This window comes from Microvirga sp. HBU67558, assembly GCF_018069605.1.
Taxonomy (GTDB): domain Bacteria; phylum Pseudomonadota; class Alphaproteobacteria; order Rhizobiales; family Beijerinckiaceae; genus Microvirga; species Microvirga terrae.
Window position 1 is genome coordinate 1 of the sequence record NZ_JAGPUP010000528.1, and the last position, 14,950, is coordinate 14,950.

At 65.4% G+C, this 14,950-nt stretch carries 13 protein-coding genes; 4 read left to right on the forward strand and 9 right to left on the reverse strand.

All coding sequences use genetic code 11. The annotated features are described in order from the left end of the window. Positions 1–411: 411 nt before the first annotated feature. The 4 genes from KBI52_RS17210 to ugpB all read right to left on the reverse strand — a co-directional run bounded on the left by KBI52_RS17210 (position 412) and on the right by ugpB (position 4,762). The gene (locus KBI52_RS17210) at positions 412–1,488 is read right to left on the reverse strand and encodes a sn-glycerol-3-phosphate import ATP-binding protein UgpC (RefSeq protein WP_210808978.1); all 1,077 of its coding nucleotides are present in this window, start codon (positions 1,486–1,488) and stop codon (positions 412–414) included. Between the two features lie 112 nt (positions 1,489–1,600). After that, entirely contained in the window at positions 1,601–2,446 is an 846-nt protein-coding gene (ugpE, locus tag KBI52_RS17215) for a sn-glycerol-3-phosphate ABC transporter permease UgpE (RefSeq protein ID WP_173946625.1), read from the reverse strand. Beyond that, a complete protein-coding gene (ugpA, locus tag KBI52_RS17220; RefSeq protein ID WP_173946626.1) occupies positions 2,446–3,327 on the reverse strand; it encodes a sn-glycerol-3-phosphate ABC transporter permease UgpA in 882 nt (293 codons plus the stop codon). Before ugpA ends, ugpE begins: the two co-directional genes overlap by 1 nt. A 124-nt stretch (positions 3,328–3,451) precedes the next feature. Next, complete coding sequence (ugpB, locus tag KBI52_RS17225) at positions 3,452–4,762, reverse strand: sn-glycerol-3-phosphate ABC transporter substrate-binding protein UgpB (protein WP_371823184.1); 1,311 nt, start codon at positions 4,760–4,762, stop codon at positions 3,452–3,454. Between the two features lie 207 nt (positions 4,763–4,969). Between ugpB and KBI52_RS17230 the strand changes: the two genes are divergently transcribed. Beyond that, positions 4,970–5,692 (forward strand): hypothetical protein, encoded by a 723-nt coding sequence (locus KBI52_RS17230; protein ID WP_173946627.1) that lies wholly within the window; start codon positions 4,970–4,972, stop codon positions 5,690–5,692. A 62-nt stretch (positions 5,693–5,754) separates the two neighbouring features. On the opposite strand, the gene KBI52_RS17235 is transcribed toward KBI52_RS17230, so the two are convergent. Together KBI52_RS17235 and KBI52_RS17240 are read right to left on the reverse strand one after the other, a co-directional pair. Then, positions 5,755–6,963, reverse strand: coding sequence for an FAD-binding oxidoreductase (locus KBI52_RS17235; protein ID WP_173946628.1), 1,209 nt, complete (start codon positions 6,961–6,963; stop codon positions 5,755–5,757). Further along, complete coding sequence (locus tag KBI52_RS17240; RefSeq protein WP_173946629.1) at positions 6,960–7,388, reverse strand: Lrp/AsnC family transcriptional regulator; 429 nt, start codon at positions 7,386–7,388, stop codon at positions 6,960–6,962. The genes KBI52_RS17235 and KBI52_RS17240 overlap by 4 nt, the downstream gene beginning before the upstream one ends. A 114-nt stretch (positions 7,389–7,502) precedes the next feature. Here KBI52_RS17240 and KBI52_RS17245 point away from each other — a divergent pair, with 114 nt between their 5' ends. The 3 genes from KBI52_RS17245 to KBI52_RS17255 all read left to right on the forward strand — a co-directional run bounded on the left by KBI52_RS17245 (position 7,503) and on the right by KBI52_RS17255 (position 12,266). Continuing rightward, positions 7,503–8,636: a saccharopine dehydrogenase family protein gene (locus KBI52_RS17245; protein ID WP_173946630.1), complete on the forward strand. Its 1,134-nt coding sequence runs from the start codon at positions 7,503–7,505 to the stop codon at positions 8,634–8,636. A 211-nt stretch (positions 8,637–8,847) separates the two neighbouring features. Continuing rightward, a complete protein-coding gene (locus KBI52_RS17250; RefSeq protein WP_173946631.1) occupies positions 8,848–10,398 on the forward strand; it encodes an aldehyde dehydrogenase family protein in 1,551 nt (516 codons plus the stop codon). Positions 10,399–10,586: 188 nt separating this feature from the next. Continuing rightward, positions 10,587–12,266, forward strand: a complete 1,680-nt coding sequence (locus KBI52_RS17255; protein ID WP_210808981.1) for a thiamine pyrophosphate-binding protein — start codon at positions 10,587–10,589, stop codon at positions 12,264–12,266. An 80-nt stretch (positions 12,267–12,346) separates the two neighbouring features. On the opposite strand, the gene KBI52_RS17260 is transcribed toward KBI52_RS17255, so the two are convergent. The 3 genes from KBI52_RS17260 to KBI52_RS17270 all read right to left on the reverse strand — a co-directional run bounded on the left by KBI52_RS17260 (position 12,347) and on the right by KBI52_RS17270 (position 14,842). Further along, complete coding sequence (locus KBI52_RS17260) at positions 12,347–12,904, reverse strand: cysteine hydrolase family protein (protein ID WP_173946632.1); 558 nt, start codon at positions 12,902–12,904, stop codon at positions 12,347–12,349. Between the two features lie 5 nt (positions 12,905–12,909). Continuing rightward, on the reverse strand, positions 12,910–13,881 hold the full coding sequence (gene tal, locus KBI52_RS17265; protein ID WP_173946633.1) for a transaldolase: 972 nt from the start codon (positions 13,879–13,881) through the stop codon (positions 12,910–12,912). A gap of 70 nt (positions 13,882–13,951) precedes the next feature. Continuing rightward, positions 13,952–14,842, reverse strand: a complete 891-nt coding sequence (locus KBI52_RS17270; protein ID WP_173946634.1) for a LysR family transcriptional regulator — start codon at positions 14,840–14,842, stop codon at positions 13,952–13,954. Between the last annotated feature and the right edge of the window lie 108 nt (positions 14,843–14,950).

Genomic DNA, 14,950 nt, shown 5'->3' on the forward strand with positions numbered 1-14,950 from the left:
AGGTGGAACATCATCGCACCCACACCTGTCCACCACTCCCACGTCATCACCGGCCTTGGGCCGGTGATCCCGACCCGTAAGGCACACTGCTCTTCCAATCGGGATGGCCGGGACAAGCCCGGCCATGACGTGAGGGTGTCAGGACGGGCGGAGGGTAGCCGACACAGCTGGGTGCCAGCACGGGCCGAGGGTGGCGAGAACGGGCCGAGGGTAGCGGAACGGCTGCGGGAAGGTGGGAGCGGGTGCCGGCGCGGTGGTGCGGGACCGCCCACCCTGATCGTCAACCCTCCCCCTCATCCTGACGAGGGGGAGAGGGACAAGGGGCATGAGGTTGCCCGCACAACGAGAGGGCCCCGAGCGCAAGCCCGAGGCCCTTGGACACCCTGACGTTCCGGCTCGCCGTCCGGGATGTCAGACCTTGCCGAGACGCCGGGTGGTCTGAGGGTCGAAGAGATGGACGTTGGCCGGATCGACCGACAGGGTCAGCCGGCGGGTCTCGGCCGGGATCTGACCGGTGGAGGCCTGAACGACGAAGTCGGCGCCGGCGACCTTGCCGTGGAAGAGCTGGGTCGCGCCGAGTTCCTCGACGAAATCCACATCCATGGAGAGGGAGCTCGAGCCCGCGCCGCCTGCCTGGACGTCCTCCGGACGCAGGCCCACCTCGATGGCGGAGCCGGGGGCGAGGCCGTCGCGCATGTCCGCGACCATGATCGCCTGTCCGCCGACCGACACCCGGCCGGGCCCCTCGACCTTGCCGGGCAGGATGTTCATGGGCGGCGAGCCGATGAAGGTGGCGACGAACCGGGTCTCGGGACGGCGGTAGACGTCCGCCGGGCTGCCCACCTGCTCGATCTGGCCGCCGGACATCACCACGAGCTTGTCGGACAGGGTCATGGCCTCGACCTGATCGTGAGTCACGTAGATCGACGTCACGCCGAGAGCCTTCTGCAGGCGCTTGATCTCGACGCGCATCTGGACGCGCAGCTTGGCATCGAGGTTGGAGAGCGGCTCATCGAAGAGGAACACCTGGGGCTTGCGCACGATGGCCCGGCCCATGGCGACGCGCTGGCGCTGGCCGCCGGAGAGCTGGCGCGGCTTGCGTGTGAGGAAGGATTCGATCGCCAGGATGCGGGCCGCTTCCTTCACGCGCTTCTCGATCTCGTCCTTCGGCGTGCCGCGGTTCTTCAGGCCATAGGCCATGTTGTCGTAGACGGTCATATGCGGGTAGAGCGCATAGTTCTGGAACACCATGGCGATGTCGCGATCGGCCGGCTCGACCTGGTTCACCACTCGCTCGCCGATCTTCACCTCGCCGTCGGAAATCGTCTCGAGGCCCGCAATCATCCGGAGCAGCGTGGACTTGCCGCAGCCGGACGGGCCGACGAGCACACAGAAGGAGCCGTCCTCGATTCCGAGAGAGACGCCCTTCACGGCCTCAACATTGCCCGCATAGATCTTCCTGACGGTATCGAGTGTGACCCCTGCCATCGTGTCTTTCCTTTTATCGCTGCCCGCGCCGCCGTGGGCCGCGGGCGAGAATTCCAATCATGTGAGAAGGAGCCCTTCCGCCGAACGGGAAGGGCCCTGCGCGTTTCCCGCGTCACTTCTCCGTTTCGACGAGACCCTTCACGAAGAGCCTCTGCATGAAGATGACGACCAGCACCGGCGGCACCATCGCCAGCACGGCCGTCGTCATGGCGATGTTCCACTCGGTCAGTGCATCGGTGGTCGTGATCATCTTCTTGATGCCGATGACGATGGTCTGCATCGAGCTTTTCGTGGTGATCAGCAGCGGCCAGAGATACTGGTTCCAGCCATAGATGAACTGGATCACGAAGAGTGCCGCGATCGTCGTCATCGAAAGCGGAAGCAGCGTGTCCTTGAAGAAGCGGAACGCGCCCGCGCCGTCGATCTTCGAGGCTTCCAGAAGCTCCTCCGGAATGGTCATGAAGAATTGCCGGAACAGGAGCGTGCCGGTCGCCGACGCGATGAGCGGCAGGATGAGACCGGAATAGGTATCGAGGAGACCCAGATCGGCGACGATCTTGTAGGTCGGATAGATACGCACTTCGACCGGGAGCATCAGGGTGATGAAGATGACCCAGAACGCCGTCCTGCGGAACGGGAACCTGAAATACACAACCGCATAGGCCGACAGAATCGAGATCAGGATCTTGCCGAATGCGATTCCCATTGCGACGATCATGGAGTTGATCATCATGCCGATCACGGGCTCGCGGGCCGTCTTGCCCCCGTAGAACAGCGCGCGGGAGTAGTTTTCCAGCGTCTGATCGCCCGGGATCAGCGGCATGTTGCCGTTGATGATGGTGGCGGTGTCGAAGGTCGACGCCATGATCGCGAGGTAGACCGGGAAGGCCACCAGAACGACGCCGATGATCAGCGTCAGATAGGCCATGAAGTCTCTAAAGGGACGATTCTCGACCATCAGTACTGTACCTTGCGTTCGACATAGCGGAACTGGATGGCCGTCAGCGCGATCACGATGACCATGAGGACCACCGATTGGGCGGCCGACAGGCCGAGATCGCCGCCGGAGCGGCCGTCCGCGTAGACTTTGTAGACGAGGGTTGTGGTCGTTCCGGCAGGACCGCCGCCCGTCACGGCATCGATGATGCCGAACGTCTCGAAGAACACGTAGACGATGGTCACGACGAGAAGGAAGAAGGTGGTCGGCGACAGAAGCGGGAAGATGATCGTCCAGAAGCGGCGCATGGGCCCTGCACCGTCGATGGCGCCGGCTTCGATCACGCTCTTCGGAATCGCCTGCAGGCCAGCGAGGAAGAAGAGGAAATTGTAGCTGACGTGCTTCCAGGTGGCGGAGAGCACGAGCAGGATCATGGCATCTTTGCCGTCAAGCATGGGATTCCAGTTGAACCCCATGAGGTTGAGCGGGCGCCCGAGCGTGCCGAGCGTCGGGTGGAACATGAACATCCACAAAACACCCGCGATGGCGGGAGCCACCGCGTAAGGCCAGATCAGCAGGGTCTTGAAACCGTGGCCGCCGCGCAGGCTCTTGTCGGCCTGGGTGGCGAAAAGAAGCGCGACTGCGAGCGAGAAGAAGGCCACCAGGGTCGAGAAGATCACGGTCGTGACCATTGCCCGGTAATATTCAGGCTGCTCGAAGACCGCGCTGTAGTTCTCGAAGCCGACGAATTCGGAGGTGAGGCCGAAGGCGTCTTCCCGCAGGAACGACTGCCAGATGGCCTGCGATGCAGGCAGATAGAAGAAAATGACGGTGATCGCCATCTGCGGAACGATGAGCAGAAGTGGCAGCGTCCAACCTGAAAAATGAGCTCGTTTTTCCATCGCGTTTACGGCTGTCCGGATGATGGGTGGCAGATGACGGCGGCAACCGGTCTGCGAAGGTGATCCATAAGATCATCCCGGGCAGCGGGGCCGCCCGGGATGGAAAGTCGTGCGGTCAGATCGCTCAGCGGCTGACGGAACGCTCGAACTGGCGCAGGATCTGGTTGCTGCGCGTCACGGCGGAGTCGAGAGCGTCCTTGGCGGGCTTCTGACCGGCCAGAGCAGCCTCGATCTCCTCCGACACCACGTCGCGGATCTGGACCATGTTGCCGAAGCGCAGACCGCGGGAATTCTCGGTCGGCTCCTTGTTGGTCAGCTCGAGCAGCGGGGTCTGCAGGACCGGGTTCTTCTCATAGAAACCTGAAGCCTTGGTCTTCTCGTAGGCTGCCTTGGTGATCGGGAGATAGCCCGATTCCTGATGCAGCTTGGCCTGGCGGTCCGTGTCCGACAGGAAGGTGAAGAACTTGGCCACGCCCTTGTACTCGGCGGCCGACTTGCCGCCCATGACCCACAGCGAAGCGCCGCCGATGATGGAGTTCTGCGGAGCGCCCTGGATGTCCGGGTAGTAAGGCATCGGCACGGACGTGAAGTCGAACTTCGCATTCGCCTTCACGTTGCCGTAGAAGCCCGACGAGGTGAGGAAGATCGCGCATTCGCCCGAGGTGAAGCGGCCCTCGCTCTTCGAGTCGCGGCCCGAATAGTCGTAGGTCTTGTCCTTCTGCAGGTCGACGAGGTTCTGCAGGTGCTTCACGTGCGCCGGAGAGTTGAACTTCATCTCCGTGTCGAAGCCGTCGAGACCGTTGGCCTTGGTGGCCATCGGGATGTTGTGCCAGGCGGAGAACTGCTCGACGTTGGCCCAGGGCGCCCAAGCGTTCGAGAAGCCGCAGGTGTCGTGGCCGGCAGCCTTGAGCTTCTTGCCGGCTTCGAACACTTGGGGCCAGGTCTTCGGGATCTCGTTAACGCCCGCCTTCTTCAGCTCGTCCTTGTTGATCCACATGACCATCGAGGAGGAGTTGAACGGGAAGGAGAGCATCTCGCCCTTGGCCGTGGAGTAGTAGCCGGTGATCGCCGGCAGATAGGCCTGCGGGTCGAACTTCTCGCCGGCGTCGGCCATCAGCTGGTAGACGGGCTTGATCGCCCCGCGGGCGCCCATCATGGTCGCCGTGCCGACTTCGAAAACCTGCAGGATGTGGGGGGCGTTGCCCGCGCGGAACGCGGCGATGCCGGCGTTCAGGGTATCGGCATACTGGCCCTTGTAGCTGACCACGACCTTGTATTCGTTCTGGGACTTGTTGAACTCGTCCGCCAGCCGGTTCACGACGTCGTTATTGGCACCCGTCATGGCGTGCCACCACTGGATCTCGGTCTGGGCGAAGGCGGAGGTGCTCGTCGCCAGGCCGATGGCCAGAGCGCCGAGGAGGGACTTCTTCATCATAGTAATCTCTCCCATGTCATCCCGTCGGGGACGTTCTTGTCGTTCATCACCCCGGCGTTAAGGCCGGATGACGTTTCTATGACGAAAACATGACAATCATAGCCGGCTTCAAAATGGAAGCCCTTTCATCCAAAAGACTTAACGGCCGACTTCGGGAACAGCCCGGAACACCTCTTCGTTGAGGGAGTAACTTAACGGAAGAGACCCATGCCCCAGATGATCGCCGCCCTGTTCAGGGATCCCGCCCAGGCCCATCAGGCCCTTCAGTCCTTGCTGCAAATGGGCATCGCCCAGAACCGAATCGTCGCCGCCGGCAATGCGGAAGCCCGCGAGATCTCGTCGATCTCCGGCTTCCGCAGCCTGTCGGCCCGGGACGACACCCTCGACGCGCTGCACGACCTGAACCTGCCGGACTCCGACAAGCGCCTCTTCGAGCAGGGTTTGCGGAGGCACTGCTCCCTGATCGCCGCGCAGGTCGACCGGGACAACATGGAGGAGGCCGTACGGGTCCTGGAGATGTTCGATCCGGTCGATCTCGACGGCAGCAGCCGCGAATGGCTCGAGGAGAGCGGATCCGACCAGGCGGGAGCCGATGCGGGTGCGCCCCTGGCGGCCGGGATCACCGGCGGCTCGGGCGCCGGCACCACCACCACGGGCTCCCTGCCCGGCATGGGGCTCATGGCGGAAGGCGCGGACGATCTCGGCACCACGGACCTGAGGACGGACGAGTTCAGCCAGACCAACCAGGGCTCGGGCACGACCGTCGGCACCGGCGCGCGCCGCGCCGACGAGCGGGCCGACCGGGAGGGCGTCAACGAGCTGGCCGTCGACACCCGGCCCGATCCCGACCAGCCCGGCCTGATGCAGCGCCACATGAACCGGGGCGGCCGGATCTGGGCCTACCGCACCGCCGACGAGATGGGTCTCTAGCCCATCGCACGCGGAGCGCCGGAGAGGACCCCGAACGTGCTTTCCGCTTTCGGGACCGAGGCTCAGATCACGTTGCGCTCGAGCAGCGGACGGTTGGCGAGAACGCGCTCGTAGCCGAGCTCGGACAGATCGAGCGTCCTGTAGCCGCCATGGACGATCAGCTCGGCCAGGCCTCGGCCCACCGCCGGGGCCTGCTGCAGGCCGTGGCCGGAGAAGCCGTTGCAGAGGTAGAAGTTCGTGAGCTCGCCGGTCAGGCCGATGATCGCGTTGTGATCGAGGAGGCTCATGTCGTAGGGCCCGGACCAGGCGCGTCCCGGCTTGATCGCCTCGAAGGCCGGGACGCGGTTCGCCAGGTTCGGCCAGATGAACTCCTCGAAGAACGAATGGTCGATCTCCTGGCTGGCCGGATCCTCGTCGGACCAGTCGGGATCGAGATCCGCCTCCGGCGAGGCGCCGCAGATGAAATGCCCTTCCCCTTCCGGCCGCACATAGGCGCCCGACGTGTCGATGAGCAGCGGGCAGTTCTCGACCCGCTCCTTGCAGGAAAAGGTGAAGACGTAGCGGCGCTTGGCCTGGACCGGAATGTCGAGCCCGGCCATGGCCGCCACGGCGCGCCCGCCGGAGCCCGCGCAGTTGACGAGCGTGCCGCAGGGGATCCGGGTGCCGTCCTTCAGCCGCACCGCGACGACCGCGTTGCCGTCCCGCTCAATGTCGGCCACCTCGCCCTTCACGTACTGGGCGCCGAGCGCGCGGGCTTTCTTGCGGAAGGCCTGGAGCAGGCCCCAGCCGTCGAACCAGCCCTCGCCCGAACGTCCCCAGGTGCCCGCCGCCAGGTCCTCCACGTTGAGCCAGGGGAAGCGCTCCTTCAGGGCATCCGGCTTCAGGAACAGGATGTCCGCCCCCTCGGCGACCTGGAGCGCCTGGTTCTCCGCCAGGATCGAGGCGCCGGCCTCCGACGCGCAATAGAGATATCCGCCTTCCCTCAGGCCGATCTCCGGCCGGTCGCCGTCGACGGTCAGGTGATCGGCGATGGTACGCAGGAACTGGATTCCATAGAGCGAAATCCGGATGTTCACCGCGCTGGAATATTGCTGGCGGATCGAAGCCGCCGACAGGGCCGAGGCGGAGAGCTGGTAGGTCGGATCCTTCTCGATGACGACCACGCGTCCCTTGAAGCCGGCATCGGCGAGCAGGTGATAGGCCGCGGAGGAGCCCATGACGGCGCCGCCGACGATCACGACATCGGCTGAAGGAGAGGCTGAAGAGGTCATCGTTCGAATTTCGTTGAGAGGATGATGGAGGATTGGGTGCGCTCCACCCCGTCGAGGGCGCCGATCTTGTCGATGGCGGCATCGAGGGAGGGAACGTCCTCAGCCTCTACCACCGCCAGAAGATCGAAGACACCCGCGACCGAATGAAGCGCGCGCAATTCTGGCATGCGCTGCAGCGCCGAGACCACGCCGCCCGACGCCTTCGGCGCCACCACGATCGTCACATGCGCCCGCACCATGCGGCTCGCGACCTCCTCGGCGAGGCGCAAGGTATAGCCGGCGATCACCCCGCGACGCTCCAGGCTCTCGACCCGGGCCTGCACGGTCGTGCGGGAGAGCTTGAGGCGCCGCCCCGCCTCCGCATGGCCGATCCGGGCATTCTCCCGCAGGAGAGCAATCAAGGCGCGATCGGTGGCGTCGAGCATCACTATGACCAACCATAACGGCAATATGCCGAAAACTAGCCGGCTTTTCGTCAGCTTGTCCATGGCGTTCTGCATGGCTTTGCCGTTTTCTGAGAGGATCATAGGGAGATTTCCATGCACTCGATCCTCGTCATCGGGGCCGGTAAGATCGGCTCCACCATTGTCGACATGCTTCATGAGACCGGCGATTACGACGTCACCGTCGCGGATGCTTCCGCCGCCGCCCTCGAGGCCGTCGCCAAGGATGGAGTGAAGACGCTTCAGCTCGACTTCAGTGACGCGGTCGCCCTGCAGAATGCGCTCAAGGGCCATTTCGCGGTGCTCAGCGCCGCCCCCTACCACTTGACCGGCCACGTGGCCCAGGCAGCCCGCCTCGCCGACGTCAACTATTTCGACCTGACCGAGGATGTCGCCACCACCCGCATGGTGAAGGAACTCTCCGAGGGCGCCACCACGGCCTTCATTCCCCAATGCGGCCTCGCGCCCGGCTTCATCTCCATCGTGGCGCACGACATCGCCAGCCGCTTCGACAAGCTCGACACGGTCCGCCTGCGCGTCGGCGCCCTGCCGCAATACCCGTCGAATGCCCTGTCCTATAACCTCACCTGGAGCACGGACGGCGTCATCAACGAATATATCGAGCGCTGCGAGGCGGTGGTCGACGGGAAGCTGCGCGAGGTCCCGGCCATGGAGGAGCTCGAGGAATTCTCCCTCGACGGCACCCGTTACGAGGCCTTCAACACCTCCGGCGGCCTCGGCACCCTGTGCGAGACGCTGGAAGGCAAGGTGCGCAACCTGAACTACAAAACCATCCGCTATCCCGGCCACTGCGCCCTGATGCGCGTCCTGCTCAACGACCTGCAGCTGCGCAACCGCCGCGAGATCCTGAAGGACATCCTGGAGAATGCGGTGCCGGCCACCATGCAGGACATGGTCATCGTCTTCGTGACCGTGACCGGCGAACGCGGCGGCCGCTACGTGCAGGAAACCTATGCCCGCAGCGTCTACGGCCAGAAGGTCGCCGGCGTCCAGCGCACGGCGATCCAGGTCACCACGGCGGCCGGGATCTGCGCCATGCTCGATCTGCTCGTCGAAGGCCAGCTTCCGAAACAGGGTTTCGTGCGCCAGGAGGAGATCGACCTCGACACCTTCCTGGCCAACCGTTTCGGCCGCGTCTACGCGGGCGAGCGCCTGGACGAGGGCCACGAGCCGGCGGCGAAGAACATCCGCCTCGACTCGGCGGCATGACGAACGGGACTGGGCTCCCGCTTCAACGGAAGCGGGAGCGTTCCGAGTTCTTGACCATTTGGCATGACCCTATTCGGGAAAAGCAGTTCCCAGGCTTCCCGGTCATGCATTAAGACGGTGGCATGAGAGCCGCCGTCGTTTCGTTTCAACGACAAGCGAGGGCGGCGGACTTCCCGTGGAAGCCTCACGCCCGCATCGAGGGAGATTCAACATGACCGCGAGCCTGAAACCCGTATCCTCCGCGCCTGCTTCCGTTGCGGACGAGGCCCGCGCCATTCTCGCGCGCCTCGGCGTGCCGGAGAGCGCCTTCGCGTCCGCCGGGCGGCCGGCCCGGTCGCCGATCACCGGCGAAGTGATCGCCCATGTGCGTGAGACCACGCCCGAGGAGGCCAAGGCAGCCATCGGCCGGGCCGACGCCGCCTTCAAGGCCTGGCGCAAGGTCCCGGCGCCCAAGCGCGGCGAGTTCATCCGCCTGCTCGGCGAGGAGCTGCGCGCCGCTAAGGACGATCTCGGCCGCCTCGTCACCCTTGAGGCGGGCAAGATCGTGTCCGAGGGTCTCGGCGAAGTGCAGGAGATGATCGACATCTGCGATTTCGCCGTCGGGCTCTCCCGCCAGCTCTACGGGCTCACCATCGCGACCGAGCGCGCCGATCACCGCATGATGGAGACCTGGCATCCCCTCGGCGTCTGCGGCGTCATCTCGGCCTTCAACTTCCCGGTAGCCGTGTGGTCCTGGAACGCGGCGCTCGCCCTCGTGTGCGGCGACAGCGTGGTGTGGAAGCCGTCCGAGAAGACCCTGCTCACGGCGCTCGCCACGCACGCCATCGTCGAGCGCGCCGCCAAGCGCTTCGGCGGCGTGCCGGAGGGCCTGTGCGAGGTGCTTCTGGGCGGCCGCGAGGTCGGCGAGATCCTCGTCGAGGACACCCGCGTGCCGGTTCTCTCCGCTACCGGCTCCACCGCCATGGGCCGTCAGGTCGGCCCGAAGCTCGCCGAGCGCTTCGCTCGCGCGATCCTGGAGCTCGGCGGCAACAACGCCGCCATCGTCGCCCCCTCGGCCGACCTCGATCTCGCCCTGCGCGGCATCGCGTTCGCCGCCATGGGCACCGCAGGCCAGCGCTGCACGACCCTGCGCCGTCTCTTCGTGCATGACAGCGTTTACGACCAGCTCGTGCCGCGTCTCGCGAAAGTCTATGGCAGCGTGAAGATCGGCGATCCGCGCATTGAGGGCACGCTCGTCGGGCCGCTGATCGACAAGGCGGCTTTCGACGGCATGGAGCGCGCCCTCGACGAGGCCCGCGCGGCCGGCGGCAAGGTGCATGGCGGCGGGCGCACCACCGACGTGGCGAATGACGGTTTCTATGCCCGTCCGGCGCTCGTCGAGATGCCGAGCCAGACCGGCCCGGTGACGCGCGAGACCTTCGCGCCGATTCTCTACGTGATGCGCTACTCGGATTTCGACGAGGTGATCGAGCTGCACAATGCGGTCGGCGCTGGTCTCTCCTCGTCGATCTTCACTCTCAACCTGCGCGAGGCCGAGGCCTTCGTGTCGGCGGTCGGCTCCGATTGCGGCATCGCCAACGTCAATATCGGCCCCTCGGGCGCCGAGATCGGCGGAGCCTTCGGCGGCGAGAAGGAAACGGGCGGCGGACGCGAATCCGGCTCGGACGCCTGGAAGGCCTATATGCGCCGCGCCACCAACACGATCAATTACGGCTCGACGCTTCCGCTCGCCCAGGGCGTGAAGTTCGACGTCGACGCCTGAGCAGTTCAAACGCATCGAGCGGAGGGCATGAGCGCATCGTGCGGAAAAGTGGACCCGGTTTTCCGCTCCGAACGATGCGCTGCTTGAGGAAAGGAGCATCGGATCCGATCCCAAAAGTGGGTCCACTTTCGGGTCCGATGCTCGAGCCCTCCGTTTTGTTATCAGCCCTCTTCAATCACGAGCCTTCCATGACCATGCCCTCCCGCACCGGCGGCCAGATTCTTGTCGATCAGCTTAACCTGCACGGAGTCGATCACATCTTCTGCGTTCCGGGCGAGAGTTATCTGGCCGCCTTGGATGCCTTGCATGATGCGAACATCAATGTGACGGTGTGTCGCCAGGAAGGCGGCGCCGCGATGATGGCCGAGGCCTACGGCAAGCTCACCGGCCGCCCCGGCATCTGCTTCGTCACCCGCGGTCCCGGCGCGACGAACGCCTCGCCGGGCATCCACATCGCCAAGCAGGATTCCACCCCGATGATCCTGTTCGTCGGCCAGATCGAGCGCGGCATGCGCGAGCGCGAGGCGTTCCAGGAACTCGATTACCGGGCCGCCTTCGGCCCGCTCGCCAAATGGGCCACGGAGGTGGATGATCCGGCGCGCTTCCCCGAGATCGTCTCGCGGGCTTTCCACGTGGCGACCTCAGGCCGCCCCGGACCGGTCGTGATCGCGCTGCCGGAGGACGTGCTCACCGAGATGGCCGACGTCGCCGACGCGCCGCGCTACCAGGTCATCGAAACCCATCCGGCCCTGACCCAGATGGCCGAGCTGCAGAAGCTGCTGCACGGCGCGAAGAAGCCGATCGCCCTTCTCGGCGGCAGCCGCTGGTCCGAGACCGCCGTCCAGCGCTTCGTGCGCTTCGCCGAGCGCTTCGAACTGCCGGTCGCCTGCACGTTCCGCCGCCAGATGCTGTTTCCCGCCGACCACGCCTCCTATATCGGGGATCTCGGCCTCGGCGTGAACCCGAAGCTCCTCGCGCGCATCAAGGAAGCCGACCTCGTCCTGCTCGTCGGCGGACGTCTGTCGGAGGTGCCGAGCCAAGCCTATACGCTCCTCGACATTCCCGCGCCGCAGCAGACCTTGGTGCATGTCCATCCGGATCCGAGCGAGCTCGGCCGGGTCTATGCCCCGCACCTTGCCATCAACGCTTCGCCGGTCGCCTTCACGGCGGCGCTGGAAGGCGTGCATCCGCCGGCCTCCCTTCCCTGGAGCGAGGGCACGAAGGCCGCGCATGCAGACTATCTGGCCTGGAGTGATCCGAGCGCCATCCGCACCGCCGGCGGCCTGCAGATGGGCGAGGTGATGACGCACCTGCGCAAGGTGATGCCGTCCGACACGATCTTCTGCAACGGCGCCGGCAACTTTGCCACCTGGGTCCACCGTTTCTGGCCCTTCCGCGAATATGGCACGCAGCTCGCGCCCACCTCCGGCTCCATGGGCTACGGCGTCCCTGCCGCGGTCGGCGCCAAGCGGATCCGGCCCGACAGCCCCGTGGTGGTGTTCGCCGGCGATGGCGACTTCCTCATGAACGGGCAGGAATTCGCCACCGCCGTGCAGTACGACCTGCCGATCCTCGTGATCCTGCTCGACAACGGCATGTACGGCACGATCCGCATGCACCAGGAGCGCGAATATCCCGGCCGCGTCTCGGCCACCATGCTGAAGAACCCCGACTTCGCCGCCTATGCCAAGGCATTCGGCGGCTATGGCGAGCGGGTGACGAACACGGAGGAGTTCGGCCCTGCCCTGCAGCGCGCGCTGACCTCCAGCAAGCCGGCGATCCTCCATTGCATCATCGATCCGGAAGTCATCACGCCCACCATGTCGCTCACGGCGATCCGCGACAGGGCGCTGGCGGCGAAGAAGTAGGCGCCGGACGAGGTTAGGTCAGAAACAAAAAGGCGCTACGATGATCGTAGCGCCTTTTCCAATGGGTCTTGCGAGCCCCCTTATTCAGCCACGAAGACCTCGCTCGCCGGCCTGACTTTGATCGCAGCCGCCCCGGCATCGAACCCGTCGAGCAACGCGTTGTGATGATCGACGATCTGCTCGACAGTCAGTGACCTCATGTCGGCCGTCGTATGGGCATCGGCCACGAGCGTGACGTCATAGCCGAGGCTCACGGCACGCCGGCAGGTGGTGTCGACGCAATATTGCGTCATCAGACCAACGACCACGAGATGGCTGATGCCGTGCTCTGACAATACGGGTTGCAGATCCGTCTCGTAGAAGGAATCGCAGGCCGTCTTGCTGACCACGATATCGTCCGCCGTCAGGCCAAGGTCCTCGCAGATCTCCCAGCCGGGCGTGCCGGTTTCCAGACGATGCCCGGGCTCTCCGGCATGCTGGACGAAGACGATCGGCGCGCCCTGGCGCCGGGCCTCGCCCACGAGACCGAAGATCCGGCGGCGCACCTCGTCGAAGCGCTGCCGCACCGCAGGACGCTCAGAGCCTTTTGCGGGAAGAATTCCCGCCTGCACGTCGATGATGACGAGAGCCTTCGCCATCGCGATCAGGCCGCCTTGGCTTCCTCGAGCCGCCGGGCCACGAGCGTGCGCAGGGACCGCAGATCCTTCACGAAGGAGCGGATGCCCTCGGAGAGCTTCTCGGTCGCCATCGCGTCCTCGTTGAGCACGAAGCGGAAGCTCTTCTCGTCGAGGCGTGGCAGGGGCTCGATCCTGTCGACGTTGTCGGGCGACAGCTTGCGCGGCAGCTCGCCCTGCGCGTTCGCCAGCTCGTCGAGGAGCGCGGGCGAGATGGTGAGCCGGTCGCATCCGGCGAGCGCTTCGATCTCACCGATGTTGCGGAAGGATGCGCCCATCACAACGGTCTTGATCCCTTGGGCCTTGTAGGAGGCGTAGATGTCGCGCACCGAGATCACGCCCGGATCGGTCTCGCCCGTGTAGGGCCCGCCGCCTGCCTTCACGTGCCAGTCGAGGATGCGCCCGACGAAGGGAGAGATCAGGAACACGCCCGCCTCCGCACAGGCCTGTGCCTGCACCTGGGAGAACAGAAGCGTGAGGTTGCAGTCGATCCCTTCGTTCTGGAGGATTTCGGCGGCGCGGATGCCCTCCCAGGTGGAGGCAATCTTGATCAGGACCTTCTCGCGCCCGACGCCACGCTCTTCGTAGTCCTTGACGATGCTCCGCGCGGTCTTCACCGTCGCGTCCGTATCGAAAGACAGGTCGGCATCCACCTCCGTCGAGACCCGGCCCGGCACGATGCCGGCAAGCTCGGTCCCGAATGCGACCGCGAGCCGGTCGCAGATCGCCGCCACCACGCCCTCGCGGGCACCGCCCTGCTTGCGCCCCCAGGCCAGCCCCTCCTCGAGGAGGTGCCCGTAAGCAGGAATCTCGACCGCCTTCAGGAGCAGGGTCGGATTGGTGGTGCAGTCCTGGGGCTTGAGGCGGCGCACCGCGTCGAGGTCGCCCGTGTCGGCGACGACGACCGTCATGGCGCGCAATTGGTCGAGCTTGGAGGGCATCGGGGATCTCCGTGGGTTGTCCTTTGGATCTGACTTAGTCCCATCGGGGGCCCGCGTGAAGGGCAAAGCGTCAGACAAACAGCCCCCGGTTGGCCCGAACCCGGCTCAGGATGAAGGAATAGACCTCCTCCACCCGGCGCAGGGACCGCACGTCCGCATGGGTGACCAGCCAGTAGGTGCGCAGGTAGGACACCTCGGGCAGCACGACCCGGAGCTCCGGGAACTGGCGTACCGCGTAGTCATGCAGGATGCCGATGCCCACGCCGGCCCGGACCGCTTCGGCCTGCGCCACCACGCTGGCGCACTCGAACCGGCGGGCGGTGTATTTCTCCAGGGCGGAGAAATAATCGAGCACCGGACTGTAGAGCAGGTCCGCCACATAGGTGACGAGGGTCTTGCCGGACAGGTCGGCGAGCTCCGTCAGCGGCCCGTGCCGGTCGAGATAGGCCTGCGAGGCGTAGAGCCTCAGGCGGTAATCGGTGAGCTTGCGCGACACGAGGCGCCCTTCGGTCGGCTGCTCCAGGGTCACGGCGATATCGGCCTCGCGCTTCGAGAGCGAGAAGGTGCGCGGCAGCGCCACGAGCTGCAGGGTGAGACCCGGATGGCGCTCGGCCAGCACCCCGAGTTCGGGGGCGAGGAAATAGGTGCCGATTCCGTCCGGAGCGCCGATGCGCACGGTGCCCGAGAGCGCGAGGTCCGCTCCGCCGAGTTCGCTCGCCACCGAGAGCGCCTGGGTCTCCATCGTCTCCGCGTGCTTCAGGAGCCGCTCACCCTGCTCGGTCAGGGTGTAGCCCTGCGGGCTGCGCTCGAAGAGCTTGGCCTTGAGCCCCCGTTCCAGGGCCGAGATGCGGCGGGACACGGTGGTGTGGTCGGCCTCCAGCTGGCGCGCGGCCGCGGTGAGCCGCCCGGCCCGGGCGACGGCGAGGAAAAAGCGGAGATCGTCCCAGTCGAATGCGCTCATGCCACTCCCCCACATATTGGCATTTTCGCACAACGGTGCTTTGGTTTCACCCATAGTCGTGCGATTTCAACAATGATAGAAGAGGCTCACGAAAAACACCCTTGAGGA

Bases quoted from the DNA above. Each gene is read 5' to 3' on its own strand.
- KBI52_RS17210 (WP_210808978.1), bottom strand. From the start codon at position 1,488: ATGGCAGGGGTCACACTCGATACCGTCAGGAAGATCTATGCGGGCAAT.
- ugpE (WP_173946625.1), bottom strand. From the start codon at position 2,446: ATGGTCGAGAATCGTCCCTTTAGAGACTTCATGGCCTATCTGACGCTG.
- ugpA (WP_173946626.1), bottom strand. From the start codon at position 3,327: ATGGAAAAACGAGCTCATTTTTCAGGTTGGACGCTGCCACTTCTGCTC.
- ugpB (WP_371823184.1), bottom strand. From the start codon at position 4,762: ATGATGAAGAAGTCCCTCCTCGGCGCTCTGGCCATCGGCCTGGCGACG.
- KBI52_RS17230 (WP_173946627.1), top strand. From the start codon at position 4,970: ATGCCCCAGATGATCGCCGCCCTGTTCAGGGATCCCGCCCAGGCCCAT.
- KBI52_RS17235 (WP_173946628.1), bottom strand. From the start codon at position 6,963: ATGACCTCTTCAGCCTCTCCTTCAGCCGATGTCGTGATCGTCGGCGGC.
- KBI52_RS17240 (WP_173946629.1), bottom strand. From the start codon at position 7,388: ATGCTCGACGCCACCGATCGCGCCTTGATTGCTCTCCTGCGGGAGAAT.
- KBI52_RS17245 (WP_173946630.1), top strand. From the start codon at position 7,503: ATGCACTCGATCCTCGTCATCGGGGCCGGTAAGATCGGCTCCACCATT.
- KBI52_RS17250 (WP_173946631.1), top strand. From the start codon at position 8,848: ATGACCGCGAGCCTGAAACCCGTATCCTCCGCGCCTGCTTCCGTTGCG.
- KBI52_RS17255 (WP_210808981.1), top strand. From the start codon at position 10,587: ATGACCATGCCCTCCCGCACCGGCGGCCAGATTCTTGTCGATCAGCTT.
- KBI52_RS17260 (WP_173946632.1), bottom strand. From the start codon at position 12,904: ATGGCGAAGGCTCTCGTCATCATCGACGTGCAGGCGGGAATTCTTCCC.
- tal (WP_173946633.1), bottom strand. From the start codon at position 13,881: ATGCCCTCCAAGCTCGACCAATTGCGCGCCATGACGGTCGTCGTCGCC.
- KBI52_RS17270 (WP_173946634.1), bottom strand. From the start codon at position 14,842: ATGAGCGCATTCGACTGGGACGATCTCCGCTTTTTCCTCGCCGTCGCC.